At 59.0% G+C, this 25,358-nt stretch carries 26 protein-coding genes and 1 riboswitch; of the genes, 18 read left to right on the top strand and 8 right to left on the bottom strand.

What is annotated here, in order from left to right; translation table 11 throughout:
- Positions 1-5: 5 nt before the first annotated feature.
- The 3 genes from galE to cysQ form a co-directional block, all read right to left on the bottom strand.
- Positions 6-989 carry a UDP-glucose 4-epimerase GalE gene (gene galE / locus ACR0C6_RS17235; protein WP_480620401.1) on the bottom strand — a complete coding sequence of 328 codons (984 nt, stop codon included), beginning with the start codon at positions 987-989 and terminating at the stop codon, positions 6-8.
- Positions 990-1,059: 70 nt separating this feature from the next.
- Positions 1,060-1,860 (bottom strand): 3-deoxy-manno-octulosonate cytidylyltransferase, encoded by an 801-nt coding sequence (locus tag ACR0C6_RS17230; RefSeq protein ID WP_480620399.1) that lies wholly within the window; start codon positions 1,858-1,860, stop codon positions 1,060-1,062.
- Positions 1,860-2,657, bottom strand: a complete 798-nt coding sequence (gene cysQ, locus ACR0C6_RS17225; RefSeq protein ID WP_224858559.1) for a 3'(2'),5'-bisphosphate nucleotidase CysQ — start codon at positions 2,655-2,657, stop codon at positions 1,860-1,862. Before cysQ ends, ACR0C6_RS17230 begins: the two co-directional genes overlap by 1 nt.
- Before the next feature lie 122 nt (positions 2,658-2,779).
- Between cysQ and ACR0C6_RS17220 the strand changes: the two genes are divergently transcribed.
- Positions 2,780-3,604, top strand: coding sequence for an ABC transporter permease (locus tag ACR0C6_RS17220; RefSeq protein ID WP_152459578.1), 825 nt, complete (start codon positions 2,780-2,782; stop codon positions 3,602-3,604).
- On the opposite strand, the gene ACR0C6_RS17215 is transcribed toward ACR0C6_RS17220, so the two are convergent.
- Positions 3,601-4,203 carry an alpha-ketoglutarate-dependent dioxygenase AlkB family protein gene (locus ACR0C6_RS17215; RefSeq protein ID WP_480446524.1) on the bottom strand — a complete coding sequence of 201 codons (603 nt, stop codon included), beginning with the start codon at positions 4,201-4,203 and terminating at the stop codon, positions 3,601-3,603. The two genes, ACR0C6_RS17220 and ACR0C6_RS17215, sit on opposite strands and share 4 nt — an antisense overlap.
- 212 nt (positions 4,204-4,415) lie before the next feature.
- Here ACR0C6_RS17215 and dnaK point away from each other — a divergent pair, with 212 nt between their 5' ends.
- The 14 genes from dnaK (at position 4,416) to radC (ending at position 16,921) form a co-directional block, all read left to right on the top strand.
- Entirely contained in the window at positions 4,416-6,323 is a 1,908-nt protein-coding gene (gene dnaK, locus ACR0C6_RS17210) for a molecular chaperone DnaK (RefSeq protein ID WP_152459576.1), read from the top strand.
- A gap of 180 nt (positions 6,324-6,503) precedes the next feature.
- Positions 6,504-7,229 carry an FkbM family methyltransferase gene (locus tag ACR0C6_RS17205; protein WP_480620396.1) on the top strand — a complete coding sequence of 242 codons (726 nt, stop codon included), beginning with the start codon at positions 6,504-6,506 and terminating at the stop codon, positions 7,227-7,229.
- Positions 7,230-7,232: 3 nt separating this feature from the next.
- The gene (gene dnaJ / locus ACR0C6_RS17200) at positions 7,233-8,381 is read left to right on the top strand and encodes a molecular chaperone DnaJ (RefSeq protein WP_152459574.1); all 1,149 of its coding nucleotides are present in this window, start codon (positions 7,233-7,235) and stop codon (positions 8,379-8,381) included.
- Positions 8,382-8,619: 238 nt separating this feature from the next.
- Positions 8,620-8,725, top strand: a riboswitch (TPP riboswitch).
- A gap of 44 nt (positions 8,726-8,769) precedes the next feature.
- Positions 8,770-9,573, top strand: coding sequence for a bifunctional hydroxymethylpyrimidine kinase/phosphomethylpyrimidine kinase (thiD, locus tag ACR0C6_RS17195; RefSeq protein ID WP_480446526.1), 804 nt, complete (start codon positions 8,770-8,772; stop codon positions 9,571-9,573).
- Complete coding sequence (locus ACR0C6_RS17190) at positions 9,570-10,547, top strand: FAD-dependent oxidoreductase (protein WP_480446527.1); 978 nt, start codon at positions 9,570-9,572, stop codon at positions 10,545-10,547. The genes thiD and ACR0C6_RS17190 overlap by 4 nt, the downstream gene beginning before the upstream one ends.
- Positions 10,531-10,725, top strand: a complete 195-nt coding sequence (thiS, locus tag ACR0C6_RS17185) for a sulfur carrier protein ThiS (RefSeq protein ID WP_152459571.1) — start codon at positions 10,531-10,533, stop codon at positions 10,723-10,725. Before ACR0C6_RS17190 ends, thiS begins: the two co-directional genes overlap by 17 nt.
- A gap of 2 nt (positions 10,726-10,727) precedes the next feature.
- Complete coding sequence (locus ACR0C6_RS17180) at positions 10,728-11,492, top strand: thiazole synthase (protein WP_480446528.1); 765 nt, start codon at positions 10,728-10,730, stop codon at positions 11,490-11,492.
- Positions 11,489-12,085, top strand: a complete 597-nt coding sequence (locus tag ACR0C6_RS17175) for a thiamine phosphate synthase (protein ID WP_480620394.1) — start codon at positions 11,489-11,491, stop codon at positions 12,083-12,085. The genes ACR0C6_RS17180 and ACR0C6_RS17175 overlap by 4 nt, the downstream gene beginning before the upstream one ends.
- Entirely contained in the window at positions 12,082-13,047 is a 966-nt protein-coding gene (locus tag ACR0C6_RS17170; RefSeq protein WP_480620392.1) for a HesA/MoeB/ThiF family protein, read from the top strand. Before ACR0C6_RS17175 ends, ACR0C6_RS17170 begins: the two co-directional genes overlap by 4 nt.
- A 20-nt stretch (positions 13,048-13,067) precedes the next feature.
- Positions 13,068-14,003 carry an ABC transporter substrate-binding protein gene (locus tag ACR0C6_RS17165; protein WP_171116773.1) on the top strand — a complete coding sequence of 312 codons (936 nt, stop codon included), beginning with the start codon at positions 13,068-13,070 and terminating at the stop codon, positions 14,001-14,003.
- Positions 14,000-14,674 (top strand): thiaminase II, encoded by a 675-nt coding sequence (tenA, locus tag ACR0C6_RS17160; RefSeq protein ID WP_480620389.1) that lies wholly within the window; start codon positions 14,000-14,002, stop codon positions 14,672-14,674. The genes ACR0C6_RS17165 and tenA overlap by 4 nt, the downstream gene beginning before the upstream one ends.
- Complete coding sequence (locus ACR0C6_RS17155; protein ID WP_480620388.1) at positions 14,671-15,399, top strand: ABC transporter ATP-binding protein; 729 nt, start codon at positions 14,671-14,673, stop codon at positions 15,397-15,399. Before tenA ends, ACR0C6_RS17155 begins: the two co-directional genes overlap by 4 nt.
- A complete protein-coding gene (locus ACR0C6_RS17150) occupies positions 15,396-16,130 on the top strand; it encodes an ABC transporter permease (protein WP_480620386.1) in 735 nt (244 codons plus the stop codon). The genes ACR0C6_RS17155 and ACR0C6_RS17150 overlap by 4 nt, the downstream gene beginning before the upstream one ends.
- Before the next feature lie 35 nt (positions 16,131-16,165).
- Entirely contained in the window at positions 16,166-16,921 is a 756-nt protein-coding gene (gene radC / locus ACR0C6_RS17145; protein ID WP_152459563.1) for a RadC family protein, read from the top strand.
- 3 nt (positions 16,922-16,924) lie between these two features.
- Here the strand turns inward: radC and ACR0C6_RS17140 are convergent, their stop codons facing one another.
- The 3 genes from ACR0C6_RS17140 to secA form a co-directional block, all read right to left on the bottom strand.
- Positions 16,925-18,481 (bottom strand): phosphate ABC transporter substrate-binding/OmpA family protein, encoded by a 1,557-nt coding sequence (locus tag ACR0C6_RS17140; RefSeq protein WP_480620384.1) that lies wholly within the window; start codon positions 18,479-18,481, stop codon positions 16,925-16,927.
- A gap of 24 nt (positions 18,482-18,505) precedes the next feature.
- Entirely contained in the window at positions 18,506-19,423 is a 918-nt protein-coding gene (locus ACR0C6_RS17135) for a hypothetical protein (RefSeq protein ID WP_480446535.1), read from the bottom strand.
- Positions 19,424-19,522: 99 nt separating this feature from the next.
- Positions 19,523-22,240, bottom strand: a complete 2,718-nt coding sequence (gene secA / locus ACR0C6_RS17130; protein ID WP_480446536.1) for a preprotein translocase subunit SecA — start codon at positions 22,238-22,240, stop codon at positions 19,523-19,525.
- A gap of 176 nt (positions 22,241-22,416) precedes the next feature.
- Between secA and ACR0C6_RS17125 the strand changes: the two genes are divergently transcribed.
- Genes ACR0C6_RS17125 through ACR0C6_RS17115 form a run of 3 tightly spaced genes read left to right on the top strand, consistent with a single transcriptional unit; the run spans position 22,417 to position 24,893 of the window.
- Positions 22,417-23,265, top strand: coding sequence for a peptidylprolyl isomerase (locus ACR0C6_RS17125; protein ID WP_480620382.1), 849 nt, complete (start codon positions 22,417-22,419; stop codon positions 23,263-23,265).
- Between the two features lie 6 nt (positions 23,266-23,271).
- The gene (argJ, locus tag ACR0C6_RS17120; protein ID WP_480620380.1) at positions 23,272-24,498 is read left to right on the top strand and encodes a bifunctional glutamate N-acetyltransferase/amino-acid acetyltransferase ArgJ; all 1,227 of its coding nucleotides are present in this window, start codon (positions 23,272-23,274) and stop codon (positions 24,496-24,498) included.
- Positions 24,495-24,893, top strand: coding sequence for a (deoxy)nucleoside triphosphate pyrophosphohydrolase (locus ACR0C6_RS17115; protein ID WP_480620378.1), 399 nt, complete (start codon positions 24,495-24,497; stop codon positions 24,891-24,893). Before argJ ends, ACR0C6_RS17115 begins: the two co-directional genes overlap by 4 nt.
- A 24-nt stretch (positions 24,894-24,917) precedes the next feature.
- On the opposite strand, the gene ACR0C6_RS17110 is transcribed toward ACR0C6_RS17115, so the two are convergent.
- Positions 24,918-25,346 carry a GFA family protein gene (locus ACR0C6_RS17110; protein WP_480620376.1) on the bottom strand — a complete coding sequence of 143 codons (429 nt, stop codon included), beginning with the start codon at positions 25,344-25,346 and terminating at the stop codon, positions 24,918-24,920.
- Positions 25,347-25,358: the final 12 nt, after the last annotated feature.

Raw genomic sequence — 25,358 nt, 5'->3', positions numbered from 1 at the left:
GGTCCTCATTTTTCGTAGTGACCGTTCTGGTGCCAGCGCCAGGCATCTGCGATCATCGTCTCTAACGTAGATCTTTTGGGCTTCCAGCCCAGTTCATTTTCAGCCCGCACAGAACCAGATACCAGCTTGGTGCAATCTCCTGCCCGACGAGGGCCCACTGTATACGGAACGGGACGGTTGGTGACGGACCTGGATTGCTCGATCACCTCAAGAACGGAAAACCCGGACCCGGTGCCCAGATTGAAGACACGGCTGCCTTTGCCCTGTTCCAGCCAGCCCAGCCCCAGAATATGCGCATCTACCAGATCGCAAACATGTACATAATCGCGGATACAGGTGCCGTCGGGCGTATCATAATCCGTGCCAAAGACGGTCAGACCGTCCCGCTTGCTGTCAATCGCGTCCAACATCAGCGGGATCAGATGGGTTTCGGGGCGGTGAAACTCGCCCACTTCGCCTTCGGGGTCTGCACCTGCAACGTTGAAATACCGGAAAATGACATGGCGCAGCCCATGAGCCGCCTCGAAATCCTTGAGGATATCTTCGATCGCGCGTTTTGATGCCCCGTAGGCGTTCAGGGGATACTGCGCCGTGGATTCATCAAGAACCACATTGTCGTGCTCGCCATATGTGGCACATGTGGACGAAAAGACGAAATCCAGACAGCCGGCCGCAACAGCTGCTTCAATCAGATTCAGTGAACCCGTAACATTGTTCGACCAATACACGCCGGGCTGACGCATAGCATCGCCAACCTGGCTGAGCGCCGCGAAATGCATCACTGCATCTGGTTTGTGTTTCGCGAACACCTCATCCAGGCGGTCCCGATCCAAAAGGTCGCCCTGTTCAAAAGGGCCAAATTGCACCGCATCCTGCCAACCCGTGATCAGGTTGTCGTAGGTCACAGGAAGGTAACCTGCCTGCGCAAGCGCCTTGCAGGCATGTGAGCCGATATACCCGGCACCACCGGTGACAAGAATTGTCTTCATGGCATATCCATCGGGGCTGGTTGAGGAACAGTTTCGCCAAAGGCGCCGTCAGAGTCATGGGGAAAAGACGTCACTCCAGCCCCATGGCTGCCATCATCTCTTCAATCTTGGGCACGTCCTGCGGGTTGTTCAGCTCCCAGAACTGACGGCCCCTTGCCTCGACCTCGACGCACAGAACCTTGCGCCCGTTTTCCATGAACCTGAGCTGTTCCAGGCCTTCCAGCTGTTCCAGAGGCCCGGCCGGCCAGCCCGGATACGCCGCAAGGGCGTCGGGCCGATAGGCGTAAACGCCGACATGGTGAAACACGGGTGTCGCTTCATCGCCGGCGTATGTCTGCGACGTGAAGGGGACGACCTCTTTCGAGAAGTACATCGCACTGTGATCGCGTCCGAACACTGCCGTCGTGCCACCGACACGGCCATGCTTGCGGTCGTTCAGCAGACTGTTCAGCGCACTGCCGTCACAGCGCAGGACAGGGGTCGCAACACCGGCATCCGGGGCGGCGCGCAGGCCGGAAACCAGATCTTCGACAAACCAATGCGGGGTCAGCGGAGCGTCGCCTTGCAGGTTGACGATGACGTCATACCCGCCACCCAGAACCTCATGCGCTTCGGCGCATCGTTCGGTGCCGTTCTGACAGGTTTCCGAGGTCATCACGACCTCGGCCCCAAAGCCCTCGGACACGTCGCGAATGCGCTCATCATCCGTCGCAACAACAACGCGATCGACACCCGAGACTGACCTGGCTGCACGCCAGGACCGTTCGATCAGTGTCATGGACGCGCCTTTTGCGCCGGTCAGGGGAACCAGCGGCTTGCCGGGATAGCGGGTCGAAGCGTAACGGGCGGGAATGGCAATCAGTACAGACATCAGGCTTCCTTCAACTCAACACCCGGAGCGTAGGCAATAAAGAACGGATTTGCATAGCCATCCTTGCCATAAAGCAACGGAGTATGGTCGTCAAAACGCACAACCCGGCCACCGGCTCCGGCCAGTACCGCATGGCCTGCCGCCGTATCCCATTCCATCGTGCGCCCGACGCGCGGATAGATGTCCGCCTCGCCCGTGGCAACCAGACAGAACTTGAGTGACGACCCCGCGCTTTTGCTGTCCTTCACGTGATATTTGTTGATGTAGTCCTCGGTGGCCTGATCCCTGTGGGACTTCGACGCCACGACCAAAAGCCCGGAATTATCCGGTTCAGAGACTGATATGGGTGTCAAAGGACCGGTCTCGTTTTTGTCGAAAGCGCCTGTTTCCTCGACCGCGCGGCCATCAGCCAGCGTGAAGAACATACGACCCCGCGCCGGGGCATAGACCACTCCCCGGGTTGGCACTCCGTTTTCGACAAGTGCGATGTTGACGGTAAAGTCGCCGCGACGGTTGATGAACTCCTTGGTGCCGTCCAGCGGATCAACAATGAGGAAAGTGTCGCCTTTTTCAGAATGGGAAGCGGCCTGTTCTTCGGTGACCAGAAGAATATCCGGGAATGCCGCACGCAAGCCTGCCGAAATCAATGCATCAGCGGCTTCGTCTGCCTCGGTCACAGGGCTGGAGTCGGATTTGACTTTGACATCGAAATCATCCGCCTCGTAGATTTCCATGATCTTGTCGCCTGCCTCCAGAGCCAGTCGCCGGATGACGGGAATAAGCGCGTCGTAGGTCACAAAAAAGCTCCGTTCCTGTGGTTTGTTGATCCAAAATCGCGATCGACTTATGATGCGGCGGTTACGGAACGGCAAGATATTCATGCCAGTTTAGAGGCGACGAAGCAGAAAAGACCCTTTGAATGTTCTATTTCAAGCGCAACCAAACGCTGCTGGGCGGCGCTTTCACGACGGCTGAGCTGGTATTCCATGCCACCGTGCGAAAGGTGCGCTCGCAACATCCGAATGCAATAGTCGCCATCCTGATCAATGTTTTGCAGCTTGTGGTGATGGGAACCACTTTCTACCTGCTCATGTCACTGATGGGCCGGGGTGGAATACCGAAGATCAGGGGCGAATTTCTGCTGTATGTCCTGTCCGGCGTGTTCCCCTTCATGCTGCACATCCAGTCGATAGGCGCGATTTCAGGGGTTGGGTCCGCGAACAATCCGATGATGCTCCATTCGCCGATGAATGTGATGGTGACGATCCTGTCTGCGGCGCTCGGTATTCTTTACAAGCAACTGCTGGCCATGTTCGTGATCCTGTTCATCTACAGTGTCGCGGTCGCCCCGATCGAGGTGCAGGATCCCGGCGGTGCTTTCGCGATGCTGATAATGGCCTGGTTTACCGGATGCGCGGTAGGTTTGGTGTTCATGGCGATGAAACCATGGTTTCCGACGACTGTGGGAATGCTCACCAATATCTACCGTCGCCTGAACATGGTGTTTTCGGGAAAGATGTTCGTTGCAAACACACTGGGCGGCGGATTGCTGATGATGTTCGCCTGGAACCCGCTGTTTCATATTATCGACCAGTGCCGGGGCTTCATCTTCCGAAACTACTTTCCGCGAAACACAAGTTGGGAATACGCGCTATGGGTCGGGATAGCTTTGTTGATGATCGGTTTGATGGCTGAGTTTTTCACGCGCCAGCATGTTTCGCAAAGCTGGAACGCGCGCCGCTAACATGCGACCCGCAGCGTCAAGTTGATCCGTCCACCTTTTGGCAACAGCCGGGATGATCCGTATCTGATCCGGTCGATTCCGTGATAGGCCAATCGTACCGGACCGCCCATGATCACCACGTCGCCCGAGCCGAGCCAGATCGACTCGGTCTTGCCGCCACGAGTTGTGTTCCCAATTCGGAACAGGGCGTCATCGCCCAGGGAAACCGACAGAACGGGCCAGGAAAAATCTGCCTCGTCCTTGTCCTGATGCAGGCCCATCTTGGAGCCTTCCCCGTAGTAGTTGATCAAACAGCAATCCGGCGCGCGCTCGGTGCTGACCAGATCGTGCCAGATATCAAGAATGACCGGGGGGATTTCAGGCCAGACCCCGCCTTTCGGGTGCTTATCCTGATAGCGATAGCCTGCCTTGTCGGTCACCCATCCCAGATCCCCGGCCGAGGTCATTCTTACCGACATCTCTTTGCCCGAAGGCGTGACGGGTCGAAACAAGGGTGCCGCTTTCAGAATCGGTCGAAGGGCCGCGATCAGCCGTGCCTGGGAAGCAGGGTCAATATAGCCTTTCCTGATTTCGAACCCTCGCAAGACCACCCGCGTCATTCCGGAAACCCCAAACCTTTCCAATTTCTTGCCAAAAAAGACCTCAAATTCCCGAAAACCTGCACTCTACGGTGCTTGCAGGCCTCTTGCCTCGCCCTTATATACGCCGGGACGCGCGATGGTAGTGCTGTCGCGCACATCAGATCGGGAGTGGGATGCCATAAAGGGTCCGACCCTCGGGACATCGCCTTGAAGAGAAAGGGATTGCAAAAATGGGAAAAGTAATCGGGATTGACCTCGGAACCACGAACTCCTGCGTAGCCATCATGGAAGGCTCGCAGCCGAAGGTCATCGAAAACGCTGAAGGGGCGCGGACCACGCCTTCGATCGTCGCCTTCACCGAAGATGAGCGACTGGTCGGTCAGCCTGCAAAACGTCAGGCGGTCACCAACCCCGACAACACGATCTTTGGCGTCAAACGTCTGATCGGTCGTCGCGTGGATGATGCCGAAGTAGAAAAAGACAAGAAAATGGTGCCGTATTCCATCGTGAATGGCGGCAATGGTGACGCGTGGGTTGAAGCCCGCGGTGAAAAATACTCCCCCAGCCAGATTTCCGCTTTCATTCTGGGCAAGATGAAGGAAACCGCCGAGAGCTATCTGGGCGAAGATGTCACCCAGGCGGTCATCACCGTTCCGGCATATTTCAACGACGCCCAGCGTCAGGCCACCAAAGATGCCGGTAAAATCGCCGGTCTGGAAGTGCTGCGGATCATCAACGAACCGACAGCTGCTGCGCTGGCCTATGGTCTGGACAAGGAAGAAACCCAAACCATCGCGGTCTATGACCTTGGTGGTGGTACTTTCGACGTGACAATCCTGGAAATCGACGATGGCCTGTTCGAGGTCAAATCGACCAATGGTGACACCTTCCTGGGTGGTGAAGACTTTGACATGCGCATCGTCAACTACCTGGCGGATGAGTTCAAAAAGGAACACGGTGTCGATCTATCTCAGGACAAGATGGCCCTGCAGCGTCTGAAAGAAGCCGCGGAAAAAGCCAAGATCGAACTGTCCTCGACCTCGCAGACCGAGATCAACCAACCCTTCATCTCGATGGGCGCCAACGGTCAGCCGCTGCACATGGTCATGAAACTGACCCGTGCCAAGCTGGAATCGCTGGTGTCGGACCTGATCAAGAAGTCGCTGAAGCCCTGCCAGGCCGCTCTGAAAGACGCGGGTCTGTCGGCTGCTGACGTGGACGAAGTTGTTCTGGTCGGTGGTATGACCCGGATGCCGAAAGTGATCGAAGAGGTCACCAAGTTCTTCGGCAAAGAGCCGCACAAGGGCGTGAACCCGGACGAAGTGGTTGCCATGGGCGCCGCCATCCAGGCCGGTGTTCTTCAGGGCGACGTCAAAGACGTGGTTCTGCTGGACGTGACCCCGCTGTCGCTGGGTATCGAAACGCTGGGTGGCGTGTTCACCCGCCTGATCGACCGAAACACCACGATCCCGACCAAGAAGTCTCAGGTCTTCTCGACCGCCGAGGACAACCAGAACGCCGTGACCATCCGCGTGTTCCAGGGTGAGCGTGAAATGGCTGCGGACAACAAGATCCTGGGTCAGTTCAACCTTGAAGACATCCCGCCGGCACCGCGCGGCATGCCTCAGATCGAGGTGACTTTTGACATCGACGCCAACGGCATCGTCTCGGTTTCGGCCAAAGACAAAGGCACTGGCAAAGAACAGAAGATCACCATCCAGGCATCGGGCGGATTGTCCGACGAGGATATCGAAAAGATGGTCAAGGACGCCGAAGAGAACGCGGAAGCCGACAAGGAACGCCGCGAGCTGATCGAGGCGAAGAACCAGGCGGAAAGCCTCATACATTCGACCGAAAAGTCGATGGAAGAGCATTCCGACAAGGTCGACCCGACCACGATCGAAGCCATCGAGTTGGCGATCGCCGCGCTGAAGGACGAGCTGGAAACCGAAAACGCCGACAAGATCAAGTCGGGCATCCAGAACGTCACCGAAGCCGCGATGAAGTTGGGCGAAGCCATCTATAAGGCGCAAGCCGAAGAAGGCGAAGAGGAACCTGCTGCCGCAGACGCTGCACCAGGCGACGATGACATCGTCGACGCCGAGTTCGAAGACCTCGACGACGACAAGCGCGCCTAACGCGTTAATCGGTTCCGGCAGGCCTGGTTCGGGCCTGCCGGAACGGTCTTCACCATGCAGCACGCGTCTCCGAAACCTTCTTTTGGCACCTACGCTCTCTCACATCGGATGGAAATATTGCGCCGGTGGTCTGAGGGCATGCCGCGTCAATGGATGTCGTCCGGAATTCGCAGGATAGTAATGGCCTCTCAGCGAGAGCCTTACGATGTTGAGGTGTTTGGCGGACAGAAATGCCGATTGCACCCATCTGACAACTGGGCCGAACGTCGCGTCATAACCGGCTCGCAGTTCTTTGATCTGGATGAGCGTCAATCGCTGGCCAACCATATTTCGCAGGGCTCTGGCGATTATGTCTTTGTCGACGCCGGTGCAAATGTCGGGCTGTACACCCTGTGGGTCAGATCAGTTGCGCAGAAGTTGGGGCGTAACCTGAAAGCCCTGGCTGTTGAACCGGATCCGGTCAACAAGGCTCGCCTTGGTACCAATCTGGCTGCCAATAAAGCCAGTGAAGTCATCCATTGCGACAAGGCCTTGTCTGACAAACCGGGTGAGGTGTGGTTCGAATCCGCGAACCTTGGCGATCGGGGTCATGCCAAAGTTGCCGAGTCGGGCGATCTGTGCGTTCAGGCGATTCCGTTGTTGGACGCTATACGCGATGCCGGGTTGACCAGGGTTGATGCAATGAAAATGGATATCGAAGGTCAGGAAACCCGCGTATTGCGCGCTTTTTTCGAAGACGCACCGCGAGAGATTTGGCCCGAAGTGCTGCTGATAGAAATCAAGCATTCGGATGACGGGCTTGACGAGGTCTTGAATAAGGCAGGTTACGTGGCCAGTTTTGCAAACAACACCAACGGCGTGTACAGGCTCAATGAAAGCACCGCGTCCGGCGGCACGAAGGAATAACAAATGTCAAAGCGCGACTATTACGAAGTGCTCGGCGTGTCCAAGGGCGCTTCGGCGGATGAGATCAAGAAGGGTTTTCGCAGGAAAGCCAAAGAGCTGCACCCTGACCGCAACAAGGACAACCCGGATGCCGAGGCGCAGTTCAAGGAAGCCAACGAGGCTTACGACGTTCTGCGTGATGCCGAAAAGAAGGCAGCTTATGATCGCTTTGGCCATGCCGCATTTGAAAACGGTATGGGGGGCGGTGGCCGCCCCGGCGGCGGTTTTGGCGGTCAAGGCGACTTCTCCAGCGCATTTTCGGATGTATTCGACGACCTGTTCGGTGATTTCATGGGTGGTCAAAGGGGCGGCGGCGGGCGTCGCGCCGCGCGCGGCTCGGACCTGCGCTACAACCTGCGTGTGACGCTGGAAGAAGCCTACTCGGGCCTACAAAAAACCATCAATGTGCCAACGGCCGTGGCGTGTTCGTCCTGCGAAGGTACCGGGGCTGAAGGTGGCGTTGAACCCACATCCTGCCCCACCTGTTCGGGCATGGGGAAAGTGCGGGCACAACAGGGCTTCTTTACGGTGGAGCGGACTTGCCCGACCTGTTCGGGATTGGGGCAGATCATCAAGAACCCCTGTAAATCCTGTCAGGGGGCCGGCAGGGTCGAAAAGGACCGCGCTTTGTCGGTGAACATTCCTGCCGGTGTCGAAACCGGAACGCGAATTCGTCTGGCAGGCGAAGGTGAGGCCGGAATGCGCGGCGGTCCTCCGGGCGATCTGTATATTTTCGTCGAAGTGGCCGAGCACAAACTGTTCGAACGCGACAGCGTGAACCTCTACTGCCGCGTGCCGGTCAGCATGGCCAAGGCGGCGCTAGGCGGATCGATCGAGGTTCCGACCATTGATGGCGGTCGCGGCCGCGTTCAGATTCCGGCCGGAAGTCAGTCGGGTCGGCAAATGCGCCTGCGCGGCAAAGGCATGCCTGCGTTGCGCGGCGGTGGTGTGGGTGACATGTTCATTGAACTGGCCGTGGAAACCCCGGTCAACCTGACCAGCCGCCAGAAAGAACTGCTGCGCGAGTTTGATGATCTGGGTGAAGACAATCATCCGGAATCAAAAAGCTTTTTCTCGTCCGTCAAATCTTTCTGGGACGGTATGAAAGGCTGAACGACCGGGAAAGGGGGCTCTGCCCCCGCCGCCCTTCGGGCGACTCCCCCGGGATATTTGCAGCCAGATGAAGCATGGGACCCGTTCTTCATCTGGCCCAAAACATCCCGGAGCGCGAGGCAGAGCCTCGCATCCCACTGTCATACACATGCAGTTTTGGCCTTAGCAGAAAGCTGAAAGTGGCAATATATCTGGAAAATTGAGTCTTGATTCCGGCCCTCGACCCTGAGATTGTCCGCCTCAACCGTTGGGGTGCCCTTTTACAGGGCTGAGAGACGCAACCGCGTTAACCCATCGAACCTGATCCGGGCAATTCCGGCGTAGGGAACGGTCTCTTGAATACAGACGTTTTCTCTACTCCGTTGCCCATAGAAGATGGAGCAACGAGATGGCGGCAATTGCCCTGACCATAGCAGGATCCGACAGTGGCGGCGGCGCGGGCATTCAGGCTGACCTGAAGGCAATGTCGGCGCTGGGTGTTTTTGGCGCAAGTGTCATCACCGCCGTTACCGCGCAGAACACGCAAGCTGTCACCGCTGTGCATGGAATTCCGCTGGATGTGATTTCCGCCCAAATCGACGCGGTTCTGAACGATCTTGACGTCAGGGCCGTCAAAATCGGCATGCTTGGCACACCTGAGATCATTCATACGGTCGCCAGCGGGCTGGCGGCTTTCGAGGGTCCCGTGATTCTTGATCCGGTCATGATTGCAAAATCCGGCGACGCTTTGTTGGCGCAAGAAGCGGTCCGGACGCTGCGCGATGTGTTGTTGCCAACGGCGACGGTTCTTACGCCGAATCTGCCTGAGGCGGCGTGCCTGCTGAACATGCCAGCGGCAGAAACGCGTGAGCAGATGGCTGAACAGGGCCGGGCATTGTGCGCTTTGGGTGCGGGAGCAGTCGTGATGAAGGGTGGACACGGGTCAGGTGACATCTGCCACGATTTGCTGATCGATCCGTCGGGTGTCATGGCCGAGTTTCAGGCCCCGCGTCAGGATACGAAAAACACCCATGGAACAGGATGCACCCTGTCGTCATCCATCACCGCCGGTTTGGCCAAGGGGCTGACCCTGAGGGACGCGGTTGCGCAGGCGCATGACTATTTGCAAGGGGCCATCGCGCGCGCGGATGAGTTGAATGTCGGCGCTGGGCACGGGCCGGTGCATCATTTCCACCGGGTTTGGCCTTCGTGACGCTTTGGTCTGTCATAGGGGCAGGGGTTGCCGGTCTTGCCGTTGCCAGCGAACTGGTGTCGCGCGGTGCAAAAGTGCAGATATTCGACCCCGGCGGGCCACCGGGCCCGCATGGGTGTTCATGGTGGGCCGGAGGAATGCTGGCACCGTGGTGCGAATATGAAAACGCGGAAGAACCGGTGCTGCGCCTTGGGCAGTCAGCGATTGAATGGTGGGCCCAACGTACCAAAGTGACCCGTCGGGGAACGCTTGTTGTCGCAAGTGCCCGTGATGCGCCGGACCTGCGCCGATTTGCGCGTCGAACAATAGGGTTCACCAAGGTCGAACGGGCAGAAATAACGGAATTAGAGCCTGATCTGGCAGGGTTTGGTCAAGGCCTGTTCTTCGAACGCGAAGCCCATGTCGATCCGCGTCAGGCGCTGCAAGATCTGTATCGTCAACTGCAAAGCCAGGGCGTCGCGTTCCACCGGAAGCTGGCGCCCGCCCAGTTGGAGAATGCAATTGACTGCCGTGGCCTTCACGCCCGCGAATACCTGCATGATCTGCGCGGCGTGAAGGGTGAGATGCTTGTCATACGATGCCCTGACGTGGAACTGACGCGCCCGGTTCGTTTGCTGCACCCGCGGATGCCGCTTTATATCGTTCCGCGCGGAGGCGGCGTCTACATGTTGGGTGCGACCATGATCGAATCCGAGGACAGCAGCCGCATTACCGCCCGTTCGATGCTGGAATTGCTCAGCGCGGCCTATGCCGTGAACCCGGCTTTTGGCGAAGCCGAAGTGTTGGAGATAGGCGTCGATCTGCGCCCCGCCTTTCCCGACAACTTACCGCGCATCCGGCGTTTGGGCCGGACGATCTATGCCAACGGGCTTTATCGCCACGGATATCTGCTGGCACCGGCGCTGGCGCGGGGTGTTGCGGATCTGGCGCTGAACAACACACATTCGGAGATGGTCGATGAAGATCGTGCTTAACGGCGAGACGCGCGAGGTGCGCGCCGAAACCCTGTCGGAATTGTTGGATGAATGCGGTTTCTCGGGCCGTGTGGCCACCGCCGTGAACGAAGATTTCGTGCCCTCAAGCCTGCGCGTCGCTCACAAGCTGGCCGAAGGCGACCGGGTCGAGGTCGTCGCACCGATGCAGGGGGGCTGAAGATGAAGACGTTTTACGGCACTGAACTGCCCAACCCGCTGATGCTGGGCACGGCGCAATATCCAAGTCCGGCCATTCTGGAACAGGCGTTTCGCGAAAGCGGTGCAGGCGTTGCCACTGTATCCTTGCGGCGCGAAGCGGGTGCAGGCCAGACCTTTTGGAACATGATCCGCGAATTGGGAGTTCTGATCCTGCCCAATACGGCCGGTTGCCATACGGTGAAAGAGGCCGTGACGACCGCCCATATGGCACGCGAAGTGTTCGAGACCCGATGGATCAAGCTGGAACTCATCGGACATACGGACAGTCTGCAACCGGACGTTTTCCAACTGGTCGAAGCCGCCCGCATTCTGACCGAGGACGGGTTCGAGGTGTTTCCCTACACCACCGATGACCTGATCGTGGGCGAACGCCTGTTGGAAGCGGGATGCGAGGTGCTCATGCCCTGGGGCGCACCGATCGGGTCAGGACGAGGGCTGAACAACGAATACGCTCTGCGTGCGATGCGGGCCGAATTTCCTGACATTCCCCTGGTGGTGGACGCCGGTATCGGCTTGCCCAGCCACGCGGCCCGCGCGATGGAGCTGGGCTTTGACGCGGTTCTGCTCAACACCGCTGTGGCCCGTGCCGGAGATCAGGTTCTGATGGCCAAGGCGATGGCGCAGGCAACCCTTGCCGGGCAATTGGCCCATCAGGCCGACCCGATCGAGCCGCGCGATATGGCGGAACCCTCTACCCCTGTTGTTGGAAAGGCCTTCCTGTCATGACGCTGGACCGTTTCTATCCGATCTTTGATCACTCGGACTGGCTGCGGCGGATGTTGCCGCTGGGTGTCAAGCTGGTGCAGCTGCGCATCAAGGATCAGCCAGACGATGCGGTGCGCGACCAGATTGCCGTCTCACGCGAATTGTGCCGCGACCATGGGGTGGTTCTGGTGGTCAATGACTATTGGCAACACGCGATCGATCTGGGCTGCGAATGGATCCATCTGGGGCAGGAAGATCTGGACGACGCCGACCTGAAAGCCATCCGAAAAGCGGGTCTGAAACTGGGCGTTTCCACCCATGACGATGATGAGCTTGAGCGTGTGCTGGCCATGGATCCCGATTACGTGGCATTGGGCCCGGTCTACCCCACCATTCTGAAAAAGATGAAATGGCATCAGCAGGGCCTGCCCCGCGTAACGGAATGGAAGGCGCGGGTTGGTGATATTCCCTTGGTCGGTATTGGCGGCATGAGTGTCGAGCGCGCGGCCGGTGTGCTGAAGGCCGGGGCGGACATCGTCTCGGCGGTCACGGATATCACACTGAACCCCGACCCCGAAGCACGGGTACGCGCGTGGATCGAGGTCACACGATGAGCCGATATGCCCGACAGACGCTTCTGCCCGAAGTCGGGGCGCAGGGGCAGGCACGCCTGTCGGCGGCCCGTGTTCTGGTCGTCGGTGCGGGCGGTCTGGCTGCACCGGTTCTGCCGCTTTTAACAGGGGCCGGGGTGGGGCGGATTACGGTCATGGACGGTGATACGGTCGATCTGTCGAACTTGCACCGTCAAACGTTTTTCTCCGAGGCCGATTGCGGGCAATCCAAGGCGGAAACCGCCGCCGCCCGTTGCCGCGCGCTGAATGATGAAACTGATGTCATCGGTCTGAATCAGGCTCTGACCAGTGAAAATGCGCCTGGCTCGGTGTCGCAAGCCGATATCATTCTGGATTGTGCCGACAGCTACGCAGCCAGCTACATCCTGTCGGATACGTGTCTGGCGCAGGGCAAGCCTTTGATCAGCGCCTCGGTTCTGGGGCTTTCGGGTTATGTGGGCGGGTTCTGCGGCGGGGGCCCATCGCTGCGCGCTGTATTCCCCGATGCACCGGACAGTGGTGCCAGCTGCGCCACTGCGGGGGTTCTGGGCCCCGTGGTTGGCGTGATAGGGGCGATGCAGGCGCAGATGGCGCTCAGCTTGATCCTTGGACTTGATCCCTCGCCCCTTGGGCAGTTGGTTCAATATGACGCAAGAACCCTGCGCAGCACCGGGTTTCGCTTTGATGACGCACCCGAGCCCGGCAACTGCTTTCGCTTTCTGTCCGCAAGCCAGCTGAAGGACACGGATCAGATCATCGAGCTGCGCAGTTCGCAGGAAGCCCCTGTTCCCATCCATTCGAACGCGACGCGCATCTCGCCGGATAATTTGCACGAAATAGACCCTAACAAAGGGAAAAGGCTGGCTCTTTGCTGTGCCACCGGTTTGCGGGCATGGCGAGCCGCCGAACAGATTCAACCAGATTGGCCGGGCGAGATTGTCCTCGTCGCGGCCTCAACCTCGTGAAGAAAAGGGAAACGCGAGATATGAAAAAGCTGATGACAGCCATCGCCCTTCTGGCCGCCGGGCCGGCATGGGCCGAAGACAAAATGACCGTTCTGCTGGACTGGTTCATCAACCCTGACCATGGTCCCATCATCGTGGCGCAGGAAAACGGCTATTTTGCCGAACAAGGGCTTGAGGTCGAGATCGTCCCGCCCGCCGACCCGTCCGCCCCACCTCGTTTGGTGGCTGCCGGCCAAGCCGATCTGGCGGTGTCTTACCAGCCGCAACTGCACTTGCAGATTCACGAGGGCCTGCCGCTGAAGCGCGTCGGCACATTGGTTGCGACGCCGCTAAACTGTCTTTTGGTGCTGGAAGACGGGCCGATCAAGTCGCCTGCTGACCTCAAGGGTAAAAAAATCGGCTTCTCGGTCGCGGGGGTCGAAGAAGCCATCCTTGGCACCGTTCTGGGAAAATATGATGTTGCGCTGGGCGATGTCGAGCTGATCAATGTCAACTTTTCCCTCTCGCCGTCTCTGATGACCGGTCAGGTGGACGCGGTGATTGGCGCTTATCGCAACTTCGAACTGAACCAGATGGATATCGAAGGTCGTCCCGGCACCTGCTTCTATATCGAGGAAGAAGGCGTTCCGTCTTATGATGAACTGATCTATGTCGCCAATCCGGAAACGATGGACAAGGACAAGATCGCCCGGTTCCTCGCCGCGACTGAAAAAGCGACCCAATATATCGTCAACAACCCGGAAAAAAGCTGGGAAATCTTCGCGGCGACCTCGCCCGAACTTCAGGACGAGCTGAATGCCCGCGCCTGGGTCGATACACTGCCGCGCTTTGCGCTGCGCCCGGCAGGTTTTGATGCCGGTCGTTATGCCCGGTTCGAAACCTTCCTGAACGAAAGCGGGATGATCGACAGCGTCCTTCCGGTCAGTGACATCACCATCGACGTGACCGCGCAATGAGCAACTATGGCAAAGCCTTTGCGCTGATGCGCGATGCTGCGGCGGAGCCGTGGCGGGATTATACCCGCCACGCCTTCGTAGAGGGCATGAAAGACGGAACGCTGCCACGCGAGGCGTTTCTGCACTATCTGCGGCAGGATTATGTGTTTCTGATCCACTTCTCACGTGCCTGGGCGCTGGCCGTGGTGAAATCGGAAACGCATGAAGAAATGCTTGCCGCATCGCGAACCGTGAACGGTTTGATCAGCGAAGAGATGAAACTGCATATCGGTATCTGCGCGGCAGAAGGTATCTCGCAGGCAGAGTTGTTTGCCACGCCAGAGCGGCACGAGAATCTGGCCTATACCCGGTTTGTCCTGGAAGCAGGCTACAGCGGCGATCTTCTGGACCTGCTGGCGGCGCTGGTTCCTTGCGTCATGGGGTATGGTGAGATCGGTACGCGCCTGTCCGCCGAGGCAACGTCCGAGACATATCGCGGCTGGATCGACACTTATGCCGGCGAAGATTACCAAGGCGCATGTGTGGCGGTTGGCGAGTTGCTGGATCAGGCTCTAACAAGACGTATTGGGGCTGATTTTCAGGATTCGCCACGCTGGGATCGACTGTGCCAGACCTTCCGCAAGGCGACAGAGCTTGAAGTCGACTTCTGGCAGATGGGTTTGACGCCATGACACCTGCGCCCGAACTGACCATCAGCGGCACTGCCACGATCGACGGCGCGACCCTGTTTGCGCCGTTGTCCCTGACCCTTGGGGCCGGGGCGTGGACATGCCTGCTGGGCGGTTCGGGCGTGGGAAAAACCACGGTTCTGAGGTTGATTGCGGGGCTCGAGACCGGGGCTGTCTTCGCCGGGCGGATCACGGCCAGTGATGGCTTGCCTGTGGCTGAGCGTGTCGCATACATGGCGCAGGATGATCTTCTTCTGCCTTGGGCAACCGTCGCGCAGAATGTCTCGCTGGGTGCGCGTCTGCGCGGGGAAACCGTTGATCTTGATCGACGCGACCGCCTGATCAAGCGTATGCGGTTGCAGGATCACATGAACAAGAAGCCCAACGCGTTGTCCGGCGGGCAACGTCAGCGTGTCGCCCTGGCCCGGACACTGATGGAAGATCGCCCCATTGTTTTGCTGGACGAGCCCTTTTCGGCCCTTGATGCCCGCACCCGCGCTGACATGCAGGATCTGGCCGCCGAAGCATTGCAGGGCCGCACCGTCCTTCTTGTGACCCATGATCCCGCAGAGGCCGCGCGTCTGGGGCAATCCATCGTAGTGATGACCGAACACGGATTGACGCAGTGCGAACCGCCCCGGGCCCCGGCCCCGCGCCGCGTGGATGATCTGGAGACATTGGAAACCCAGGGTGCCTTGCTGCGTCTTCTCCGCGAGGGCGCGGCATGAAGTATCTTTCTGCATTGGCCGCAACTTTGTTTGCCTTGCTGATCTGGCAGGGCATCGTGACCCTGACCGGATTGCCGAAGTTCATCCTGCCCGGACCCGCCGTCGTGGCCGAGACTTGGTGGCAGAACCGCTGGGTGATCGCCGAGCATACCTGGATCACCGCGATCGAAGTGGTGATCGGTCTGGCATGCGGAACGCTGCTGGGTGTCGTTACTGCGCTGCAACTGGCGAATTCGCGGGCGGCGCGGGTGCTGGTGCAGCCGATGCTCGTGTTCACGCAGGCTCTGCCGGTATTCGCATTGGCGCCGTTGCTGACGCTTTGGCTGGGCTATGGGCTGTGGTCCAAGGTCGCCATGGCGGTGTTGATCATCTATTTCCCGATCACCTCATCCTTTTTTGACGGGCTCATGCGCACCCCGTCGGGGTATCTGGATCTGGCCCGAACGATGCAGGCCAGCAAGCGCGCCGTATTGTGGCATATCCGTATTCCGGCCGCTCTGCCGTCGCTGGCGTCGGGGATGCGGCTGGCGGCGGTCTATGCCCCGATCGGAGCGGTGATCGGCGAATGGGTCGGCTCGTCGCAGGGGCTGGGTTATCTGATGCTGCTGGCCAATGGACGTGCCAAGACCGATCTCATGTTTGCCGCGATGCTGACCCTGGGCGTATTCTCGATCCTTCTGCACATGATTGTCCGCCGGGCCACGGCACGCATGGCGGGTGAGGTGCGTTAACCAATCAGAAACCGATTCTGAGTCAGGGTGCGCTCATGACACAGGACGCCTTTGCCGAAGCCCCGATGCTGTTTGATACGGACGAAGCCCCGGCGCAGCCGCTGCCCTCTGGTCGGCTACCCTCCTACATAAAAGACCACCGCAAGCGGCTGCGCGAACGGTTCATGACCGGCGGATCGGCGGCGATGCCGGATTATGAACTGCTTGAACTGGTCCTGTTCCGGTCCATTCCCCGGCAGGATGTGAAGCCACTGGCGCGGGCGCTGATGGATACTTTTGGTGATTTCAATCGTGTCCTGACCGCGCCCGAGGAACGGCTGCGCCAGATCAAGGGCGTTGGCGATACCGTGGTTACCGACCTGAAAATTCTTGAGGCCTGCGCCCACAGGATGGCCCGCGCCCGGGTGATGCAGCGGCATGTGATCTCGGGCTGGGATGCGCTGCTGGATTATTGCCACACCACCATGGCGCATCGTGAGATCGAACAGTTTCGCGTGTTCTATCTGGATCGCAAGAACGTAATGATCGCGGATGAGGAACAGGCCAAAGGCACCGTGGATCACGTGCCGGTTTACCCGCGCGAGGTCGCCAAACGAGCGCTGGAACTGAACGCCTCGGCCCTGATTCTGGTGCACAACCACCCGTCGGGCGATCCGACGCCTTCGCAGTCGGATATCGACATGACCAACCGTATTCAGGATGCCTGTTCGGCCCTGGGCCTGACCCTGCACGACCACCTGATCATTGGAAAATCGACCGAGTTGAGCTTTCGGTCCGAAGGGTATCTGTGAGCTTCACTGCACCCAGATTTCAACCCGGCGGTTGACCTTGCGGCCCCATTCGGTGTCGTCACAGGCCATCGGCATTGCTTCGCCAAACCCTTCCGCGACCACCTCGATACTGTCTGATATCGATGTCTCGGCCGCGGCCAGAACCGCGTTTCGTACAGTCTGTGCACGTCGCAGGGCAATGCGGGCGTTGGCAGCGGCCCCGCCATCCCCGTCGCTGAAACCGGCGAACACCAGCTTGCGCGCCTTCAATGTGCCGGCGTCAAGCATATGTGCCAGTTGCTGAATATTGGAACGTGACTGCGCATCCGGGCGGGATGATCCGGGCTCGAACCGAACCGACAGGGACAGGCGCGACAGCGGGCGCAGGGTTTCGATCATGCGCTGAAGCTCGTCCAGCCCAACCTCGGGCCCTCCGGTGGCGATGGCGTTGGCAAGCCGGTCGCCCTGTACGCCAACCGGCAAGGTTTCGGGCGATTGATCCACGTAACCTGCGTCACGAATGGCCATCTGGGCTTCGGGGCTTAGGCTAAAGGCCAGAAACTGCCGTGCGATCCGCGGCAGGCGGCGTTCGGGCAGATACAGGAACATCGGCAGGTTCAGCGGATAATCTTCGGTCTTGATCGATTGACGGGAGGCGGCCAGCGGATGCCCACACCCTCCGGTCAATGGCAGGGCTCGGGCATCGCCAGCTGTCGCTTTGCTGGCGATTCCGATGGAAAACGGGTCCTTGGCGACGGCCTTGGTCAGATCGCTCGTTCGAATATGACGGATTGCGGTATCGGTCAGTTCCACACCAGCGGTCTTCAATACCTGATCCTCGACAGCCTGCGCCAGCCCCGATCCCGGATCCGGCACATGCAATGCGATCGGAGCATCCGGCCCGCCCAGGTCCACCCAGTTCTTCACTTCACCTGACAGAATGCGCGCCAAATCGGCCAGCGAAATCTGACGCATCATACTATCGGGTGCCACCACCGGGACCATGGCGTCCAATGCAACAACCCTGGATCGCCGGGCCCGTTTCAAATCACCCAGCCCCGCGGCATCGGCTGCATCCCGCTCGGCCTCGCGTACTTCGCGCAGGGCCATCACGATATCTGTCTGATCCTCGATCAGCTTGACGAAGCCGCGATCCGTGGTCCCGACGTCAAAATAGAACCGCGCCAACGGGGCGTCACGGCCTGACTGAAAAAGCTCATAGACGAAGGTGTCCGTATCGACGCGGGCAGGCGTTGCGGTCAAGCCTTCCTGCCGCGCAAACCCGATGATCAGGGCGGGCAGGACCGTTTCGGCCATGACAGACGATCCGGAAAACCGCAACTCGGCTACGAAATCCGTCAGGCTGGGGCATGCAGGTCCGTCGCAGGTGACGCCCGAGCCATCAACGGTCAACTCACCGAACTGCGTATCGACGCGGTAGAATTCGCCGTCAAAGCCCAGCAGGTTGCCTGTTACTTCGACCTTGCCGTCATGAGACGTCAGCGTGATGTCCTGCGCCACTGCACAGGTCGCACCTGCAACGGTTAACAGCGCGGTCACAGCCGCACGAAAGAAAGTCATAAGAGAGTCGAGCCTGCCTGCGGATTACTTTGCCGCAATTGTCAGGTCTGAGAGCAGATTATTCAACACCAGAAACTCACCGGCCTGTGAACAATCCGGCAGGGTCAGGGACATGTCGCGCGACCGCAGGCGGCTATCTGACAGAAGTTCCAGCGCCTGCACATTCAGCGTTTGCCCGCAGTTGGATTCGGTCACTTCGGCTTCGACCGTCAGGTCGATGCTGCCGGACCGATCCGACGCGCCCGTCGGAAAGGAATATACTTCGATATTCTTGGCACGACCCAGACCCGTCTGGCCCAGGCGCAGAACCTCTCCTGCGCCATTTGCCGAGGAATCATCCCACACGTGGCCGCTGCTGCCATAGCTTGCCCCGAATTCCAGCGCGTGAATCTGCAACTCGGTTCCACCCTGCCATTGCAGGACGACGCGGTCATATTCGGCAATGTCGGTCACGTGAGTGGTGGCGACCGTACCCGTTTCATCTTCGAACGAAATCAGGAAAATCGCGTATTCCGACAGTGCCGGGATGGTCATGTCCAAGGCACCGGAATCGTCAGTGTTCTGGCTGACCGTCAGGCCGCTGTGATGAATTTCAACGCGTTCGTTTCGGTGGCAGGGTGCCCGCAGCGACAGCTGTGCCATGGCGCCGGGGACGGCGACGGCGCGCGCGCTGATGTTGCAATCCGTCGTTTTCGGGGCTGACGGAACTGCGCGAGGTTCGGGCGCTGCCGCCCCGGAATCTGCGTCAGACGCCGGAGCCGAAGTCAGTACGATAGCATCCAACCCCGACAAAACCGAAGATTGCTGAGATGCCGAGGCAACATCAACACTATCCCCCGCGTTCGCCGGCTGCGCGGTTGGTCCGTTTTGCATCAGATAGCCTATGCCCAAAGCACAAGCGACCGTGCCGCACATGGTCACGTAGTTTCGAACTACAAACAAGACACCCTCCCCAGTTGAAGGAGCAAATCGCACATTCGCCACGAATCGCGGCCAATTTGTGGCCGCGAGACGAACACATTGTGGATTCGACGGGTGACGTTAGGTCAGTCGGCCATGGCAGTGTTTGAACTTCTTGCCCGAGCCACACGGGCACGGATCATTTCGCGACGGGTTGCCCCAGGTCGATGGGTCGCTTTCGTCGAACCCCGGAAGCGCATCACCCGAAGCCGCAGCCTCGGCCTTAACTTCGGCCTGTTTCGCGGCCTTGTCCACGGCCTCCTGCGCCTGAGCCTGCTGCCCGGCCATCTGCGCCAGCATTTCTTTCTGTTCTTCTTCGGTCAGCGGACGTACGCGTGACAATTGCTGAGTCACGGTCTCGCGCAGGGAATCCAGCATGCTTTCGAACAGCTGAAAGCTTTCGGTCTTGTATTCGTTCAGAGGATCGCGCTGGGCATAACCGCGGAACCCAACGACCGAGCGCAGATGTTCCAGGGTCAGCAGATGCTCGCGCCATTTGCTGTCGATGGTCTGAAGCAGAACCTGTTTTTCGATGTTGCGCATGTTTTCAGGGCCAAAGGCGACGGCCTTCTGGGCCATCATCTCATCCGCGGCCTTGATCAGACGTTCGCGCACCTGCTCGTCATCCACGCCTTCTTCGGCGGCCCAGTCCTGAACCGGGACGTCCATGTTCAGCTTGTCCTTTATCGCCTCGTGCAGACCCTCAGTATCCCACTGATCAGCATAGGATTTCGGCGGCATGTATTCGTCAATCAGGTCGTCAATCACCTGTTCGCGCATATCCGAGACGATCTCGGACAGGTCGTTCGCAGACATGATTTCGCGGCGCTGGCTAAAAATCACCTTCCGCTGGTCGTTCATCACGTCGTCGAACTTCAGAACGTTCTTGCGCATGTCAAAGTTGCGGCCTTCGACCTTGGACTGCGCGCGTTCCAGCGACTTGTTCACCCAAGGGTGAATGATCGCCTCGCCTTCTTTCATGCCCAGCGTGGTCAATACCTTGTCCAGCCGTTCCGAGCCGAAGATGCGCATCAGGTCATCCTCGAGGCTCAGGTAAAATACCGTTCGGCCCGGGTCGCCCTGACGGCCGGAACGACCGCGCAGCTGGTTGTCGATCCGGCGGCTTTCGTGGCGTTCCGAGGCCATGACGTAAAGGCCGCCAGCAGCCAGAACCTTTTCTTTTTCTTCGGCGTGGCGTGCTTCTTCGGCGGCCCGCAGCTCGGACGGATCCGCGTCTGGATTCTCGGCAATCGCTTTCAGCACCTTCATCTCGACATTGCCGCCAAGCTGAATGTCGGTGCCACGACCGGCCATGTTGGTGGCGATGGTTACCGCACCCAGACGACCGGCATCAGCAACGATCTGCGCCTCTTGTTCGTGCTGGCGAGCGTTCAGAACGTTGTGCTTGATACCTTCCTTCGTCAGCATCTGGCTGAGCAGTTCGGATTTTTCGATCGACGTGGTCCCCAGCAGAACCGGCTGGCCCTTTTCCTGCGCCTTTTTCGTCTCGGCGATCATCGCATTGTATTTTTCGGCGGCCGTACGATAGACCTGATCATCTTCGTCGATACGGGCAATCGGCAGGTTGGTCGGAACTTCGACCACGCCCAGACCGTAGATCTCGGCAAATTCTTCGGCCTCGGTCAACGCGGTGCCGGTCATGCCGCTCAGTTTGTCGTACAGGCGGAAATAGTTCTGGAAAGTCACGCTGGCCAATGTGACGTTTTCCGGCTGGATCTGAACCTTTTCCTTGGCTTCGATCGCCTGATGCAGACCTTCGGACAGGCGACGGCCCGGCATCATGCGGCCGGTGAATTCATCGATCAGAACGACATTGCCGTCGCGCACGATGTAATCCTTGTCGCGCTGGAACAGCTTGTGTGCACGCAGCGCCTGGTTGACGTGATGCACGACGGTGGTGCTTTCCGGGTCATACAGGGAATGGCCCTCGGGAATCAGGCCGGCCTGAAGCAGCTGCGCCTCAAGGAATTCGTTGCCTTCATCGGTAAAGGTCACATTGCGCGATTTTTCGTCCAGGGTGTAATGATCATCGCTCAGCGTCGGGATCAGGGCATCAATGGCGGTGTACAGATCCGACCGGTCCTGCGCGGGACCCGAGATGATCAGCGGCGTCCGCGCTTCATCGATCAGGATCGAGTCGACCTCGTCCACGATCGCAAAGTTGTGATGTTTCTGGTAAACCTGCTCCAGATCCGCCTTCATGTTGTCGCGCAGATAGTCGAAGCCCAGCTCATTGTTGGTGGCATACGTGATGTCACAGGAATACGCGGCCAGTTTTTCCGCGTCGGGCTGGCCGGACCAGATCACACCAGTGGTCATGCCTACGGCCGCAAACACCTTGCCCATCCATTCCGCGTCACGTTTGGCCAGATATTCGTTCACCGTGACGACATGCACGCCCTTGCCGGTCAGCGCGTTCAAATAGGCCGGGAAGGTGGCGACCAGAGTCTTGCCTTCGCCCGTCTTCATTTCCGAGATGTTGCCCTGATGCAGGAAAATGCCGCCCATCAGCTGCACGTCAAAGGCCCGCAGGCCAAGTGCGCGCTTGGCGCCTTCGCGTACGTTGGCAAAGGCCTCGGGCAGCAGGTCGTCCAGGCTTTCGCCATCCAGTGCCCGCTTGCGCAGGTCTTCGGTCTTGTCGATCAGACCTTGATCTGAAAGCTTTTCAAACTCTGGCTCCAGCGCATTGATCTTTTCGACCAGAGGGCGGGTCGCCTTGATCTTGCGGTCGTTCGGTGTTCCGAACACCTTTTTGGCGAGCGTTCCGAGTCCCAGCATGTTCACTCCAGAGGATCTGTTCTTTTCGTGGTTGCGACAGGCTTGCCCACCTTGCGCGCAACCCATAGATACGGGGGGTGAAAGGCGGCCCTGTCCAAGGCTTCAAAGCGATGTAAGCGGCAGGTTCCAGAGTGTCAACGCCGCGCCCTGTCGCGGCAAGAAAATAGGATGATTCAATGCCCAAAGGTCTCACTTTTCTGCCATCGCTGGCCCTGGCCGCCGTGATGGCCCTGCCGCTGGCCGCCGAAACCCAGCCGGATGCGTCGACCGTGGTCGCTCGGGTAAACGGGGATGAGATCACTTTGGGTCACGTGATCGCCACCGTCGCTTCTCTGCCACCGCAATATCAGCAGGCGGAAGACGACGTGCTGTTCGATTTCGTTCTGGAACAGCTGATCCAGCAGCAATTGCTGGGACAGCAACAGGATGGCCTGAACAAGCAAAACGCGCTGACACTCGACAATGAAAAGCGGTCGCTTCAGGCGGTTCAGACGGTCGCGGCCCTGACCAACGATCTCGTCACGGAGGAAGCCATTCAGGCCGCTTACGATGCGCGTTTCAACGATTTTGCGGGTGAAGACGAATTCGACGCCAGCCATATTCTGGTGGAATCGGAAGAAGAAGCCAAAGCGCTCAAGGCACAGCTTGATGATGGCGCCGACTTTGCGGAACTTGCCCGAGAGAACTCGACCGGTCCGTCCGGCCCGAATGGTGGCGCGCTGGGATGGTTCGGAAAAGGCCAGATGGTACCTGAATTCGAGGCAGCAGTGATCGCGCTGGAAAAAGGGCAGGTGTCGGATCCGGTGCAAACTCAGTTTGGCTGGCATCTGGTCAAGTTGAACGACAAGCGCAAAACCGAAGCCCCCGAACTGGACGCGGTGCGCGATGAGCTGGCCCAAACGATCCAGCAAGAGGCCATCCAGGCGCGGATCGACGAGTTGACGCAGCAGGCACAGATCGAACGCCCCGCGCTGGAAGGCGCAGGCCCCGAGATCATGCGCCAGCTGGACCTGATTCAGGAGTAAAGACCAGTGGCCACGATCACGAAGGTATCGCCGCTGGCGCCGGCGTCTTTCCCTGAACTGCCTGCGATTGACGGTGTGCGTTTTGCCACCGTCGAAGCGGGTGTGCGCTATCAGGGTCGCACGGATGTCATGCTGGCTGTTCTTGATCCGGGCACGTCGGTGGCGGGTGTCTTCACCCGCTCGGCCACCCGCGCGGCACCGGTTCTGGATTGTCAGGAGAAAATCGGCGGCCCCAGCGATGGACCTGCGGCGATCCTTGTGAACTCGGGCAACGCCAACGCCTTTACCGGGCATTATGGCCAGACATCGGTTGCCGAGGTGACGCAGGCCGTTTCCAAAGCGACCGGTGTCCCGGTCGAACGGGTCTTTACCTCGTCCACCGGTGTCATCGGTGAACCGCTGCCGCATGATCGCATCATCTCGCAGCTTGAGGCGTTGAAATCCGGCCTCAGCCGCCATGCAATCGAAGACGCCGCGCGGGCGATCATGACGACGGACACGTTCCCGAAAGGGGCGAGCGCACAGGTCGAAATCGGTGGAAAAACAGTCTCTATTGCAGGGATTGCGAAGGGTTCTGGCATGATCGCGCCAGACATGGCGACGATGCTGGTCTATATCTTCACCGACGCACGGGTTGAGCAATCGGCGTTGCAGGAAATGCTGAGCGCGCAGACAGATCGCACCTTCAACTGCATCACTGTGGACAGCGACACCTCGACCTCGGACAGTCTGCTGCTGTGTGCGACGGGGTCTTCGGGCGTTGATGCCACCGGCGATGCCGCTTTTGCACGGGCTTTGGAAACGGTGATGCTGGACCTTGCGCAACAAGTGGTGCGTGACGGGGAAGGCGCCACCAAATTCGTGGAAATCCGCGTGACTGGAGCTGCCTCGGACGCTGACGCCAAGACCCACGGTCTGGCCATCGCCAACTCCCCTCTGGTGAAAACCGCCATTGCCGGTGAGGACCCGAACTGGGGCCGTATCGTCATGGCCATCGGCAAGTCGGGCGCGGCGGCCGATCGCGACAAGCTCAGCATTTCCTTCGGTGATATTCTTGTGGCCGAGAATGGCTGGGTCAGCCCGGATTATCGCGAGGAAGACGCCGCCGCTTATATGAAAGGTCAGGACCTCTTGATTGCGGTCGATCTGGGGCTGGGCGAGGGGAAATCCACCGTCTGGACCTGTGATCTGACCCACGGCTATATCGAGATCAACGCGGATTATCGCTCGTGAGAACCGTGTTAGTCTCTGCTGTCGCCCTGATCGACATCGAGGGCCGCGTGCTGCTGGCCCAACGCCCAGAAGGCAAATCCATGGCGGGGCTCTGGGAATTCCCCGGCGGCAAGATCGAGCCGGGCGAAACCCCCGAGGCCGCCCTGATCCGCGAGTTGCACGAGGAACTGGGCATTGATACCTGGGCCTCGTGCCTTGCACCGCTGACCTTTGCCAGCCACAGCTATGATGATTTCCACCTGCTGATGCCCCTGTTTGCCTGCCGCAAATGGGACGGCATCCCGCAGTCGAAAGAGGGTCAGGCGCTGAAATGGGTTCGGGCGAATGATCTGCGGAACTACCCGATGCCGGCCGCCGATGTGCCGCTGATTCCGATTATGCGGGATTGGCTTTAGGGGTTACTTAGACCCTGAATCGGCCTATTCGTCATAAGCGCTCAAATCCTTTGGGGCGTGAAGGAGTGTGCCCTCGTACTTCTTCAGATCGTCTTCGATACGCAGCCATGGAAGTTTGCTTTGGTAGTTGACGTGGAAGGTCGGAACAAAGTCCTCTGGGTGTTCCATTGAAGCGGCATATAAATGCATCCCGCCAGGGTAATGGTCTGCTTCAAAACCAACTGGAGAACCACAATCGCGGCAGAAATGCCGAAATACACCTTTTGAGTTTTCCAGTGTTTTGGGTGCTTGGGCAGTCCATTTGAAGTTCCGAAGTGGAACACCCAGCCATGCAACTATGGGTGCGGCACAGTTTCGACGGCAATCATCGCAATGGCAATAGCACGCCCATGTCACATCCCCGACAAACTCCCATTTCGTATTTTTGCACAGGCAATTGCCTCGCGTTGTCATGTCAAGCTCCTT

The sequence above is a fragment of the Ruegeria sp. AL12 genome, assembly GCF_056540885.1.
This window is presented reverse-complemented; position numbering and strand designations above follow the sequence as displayed.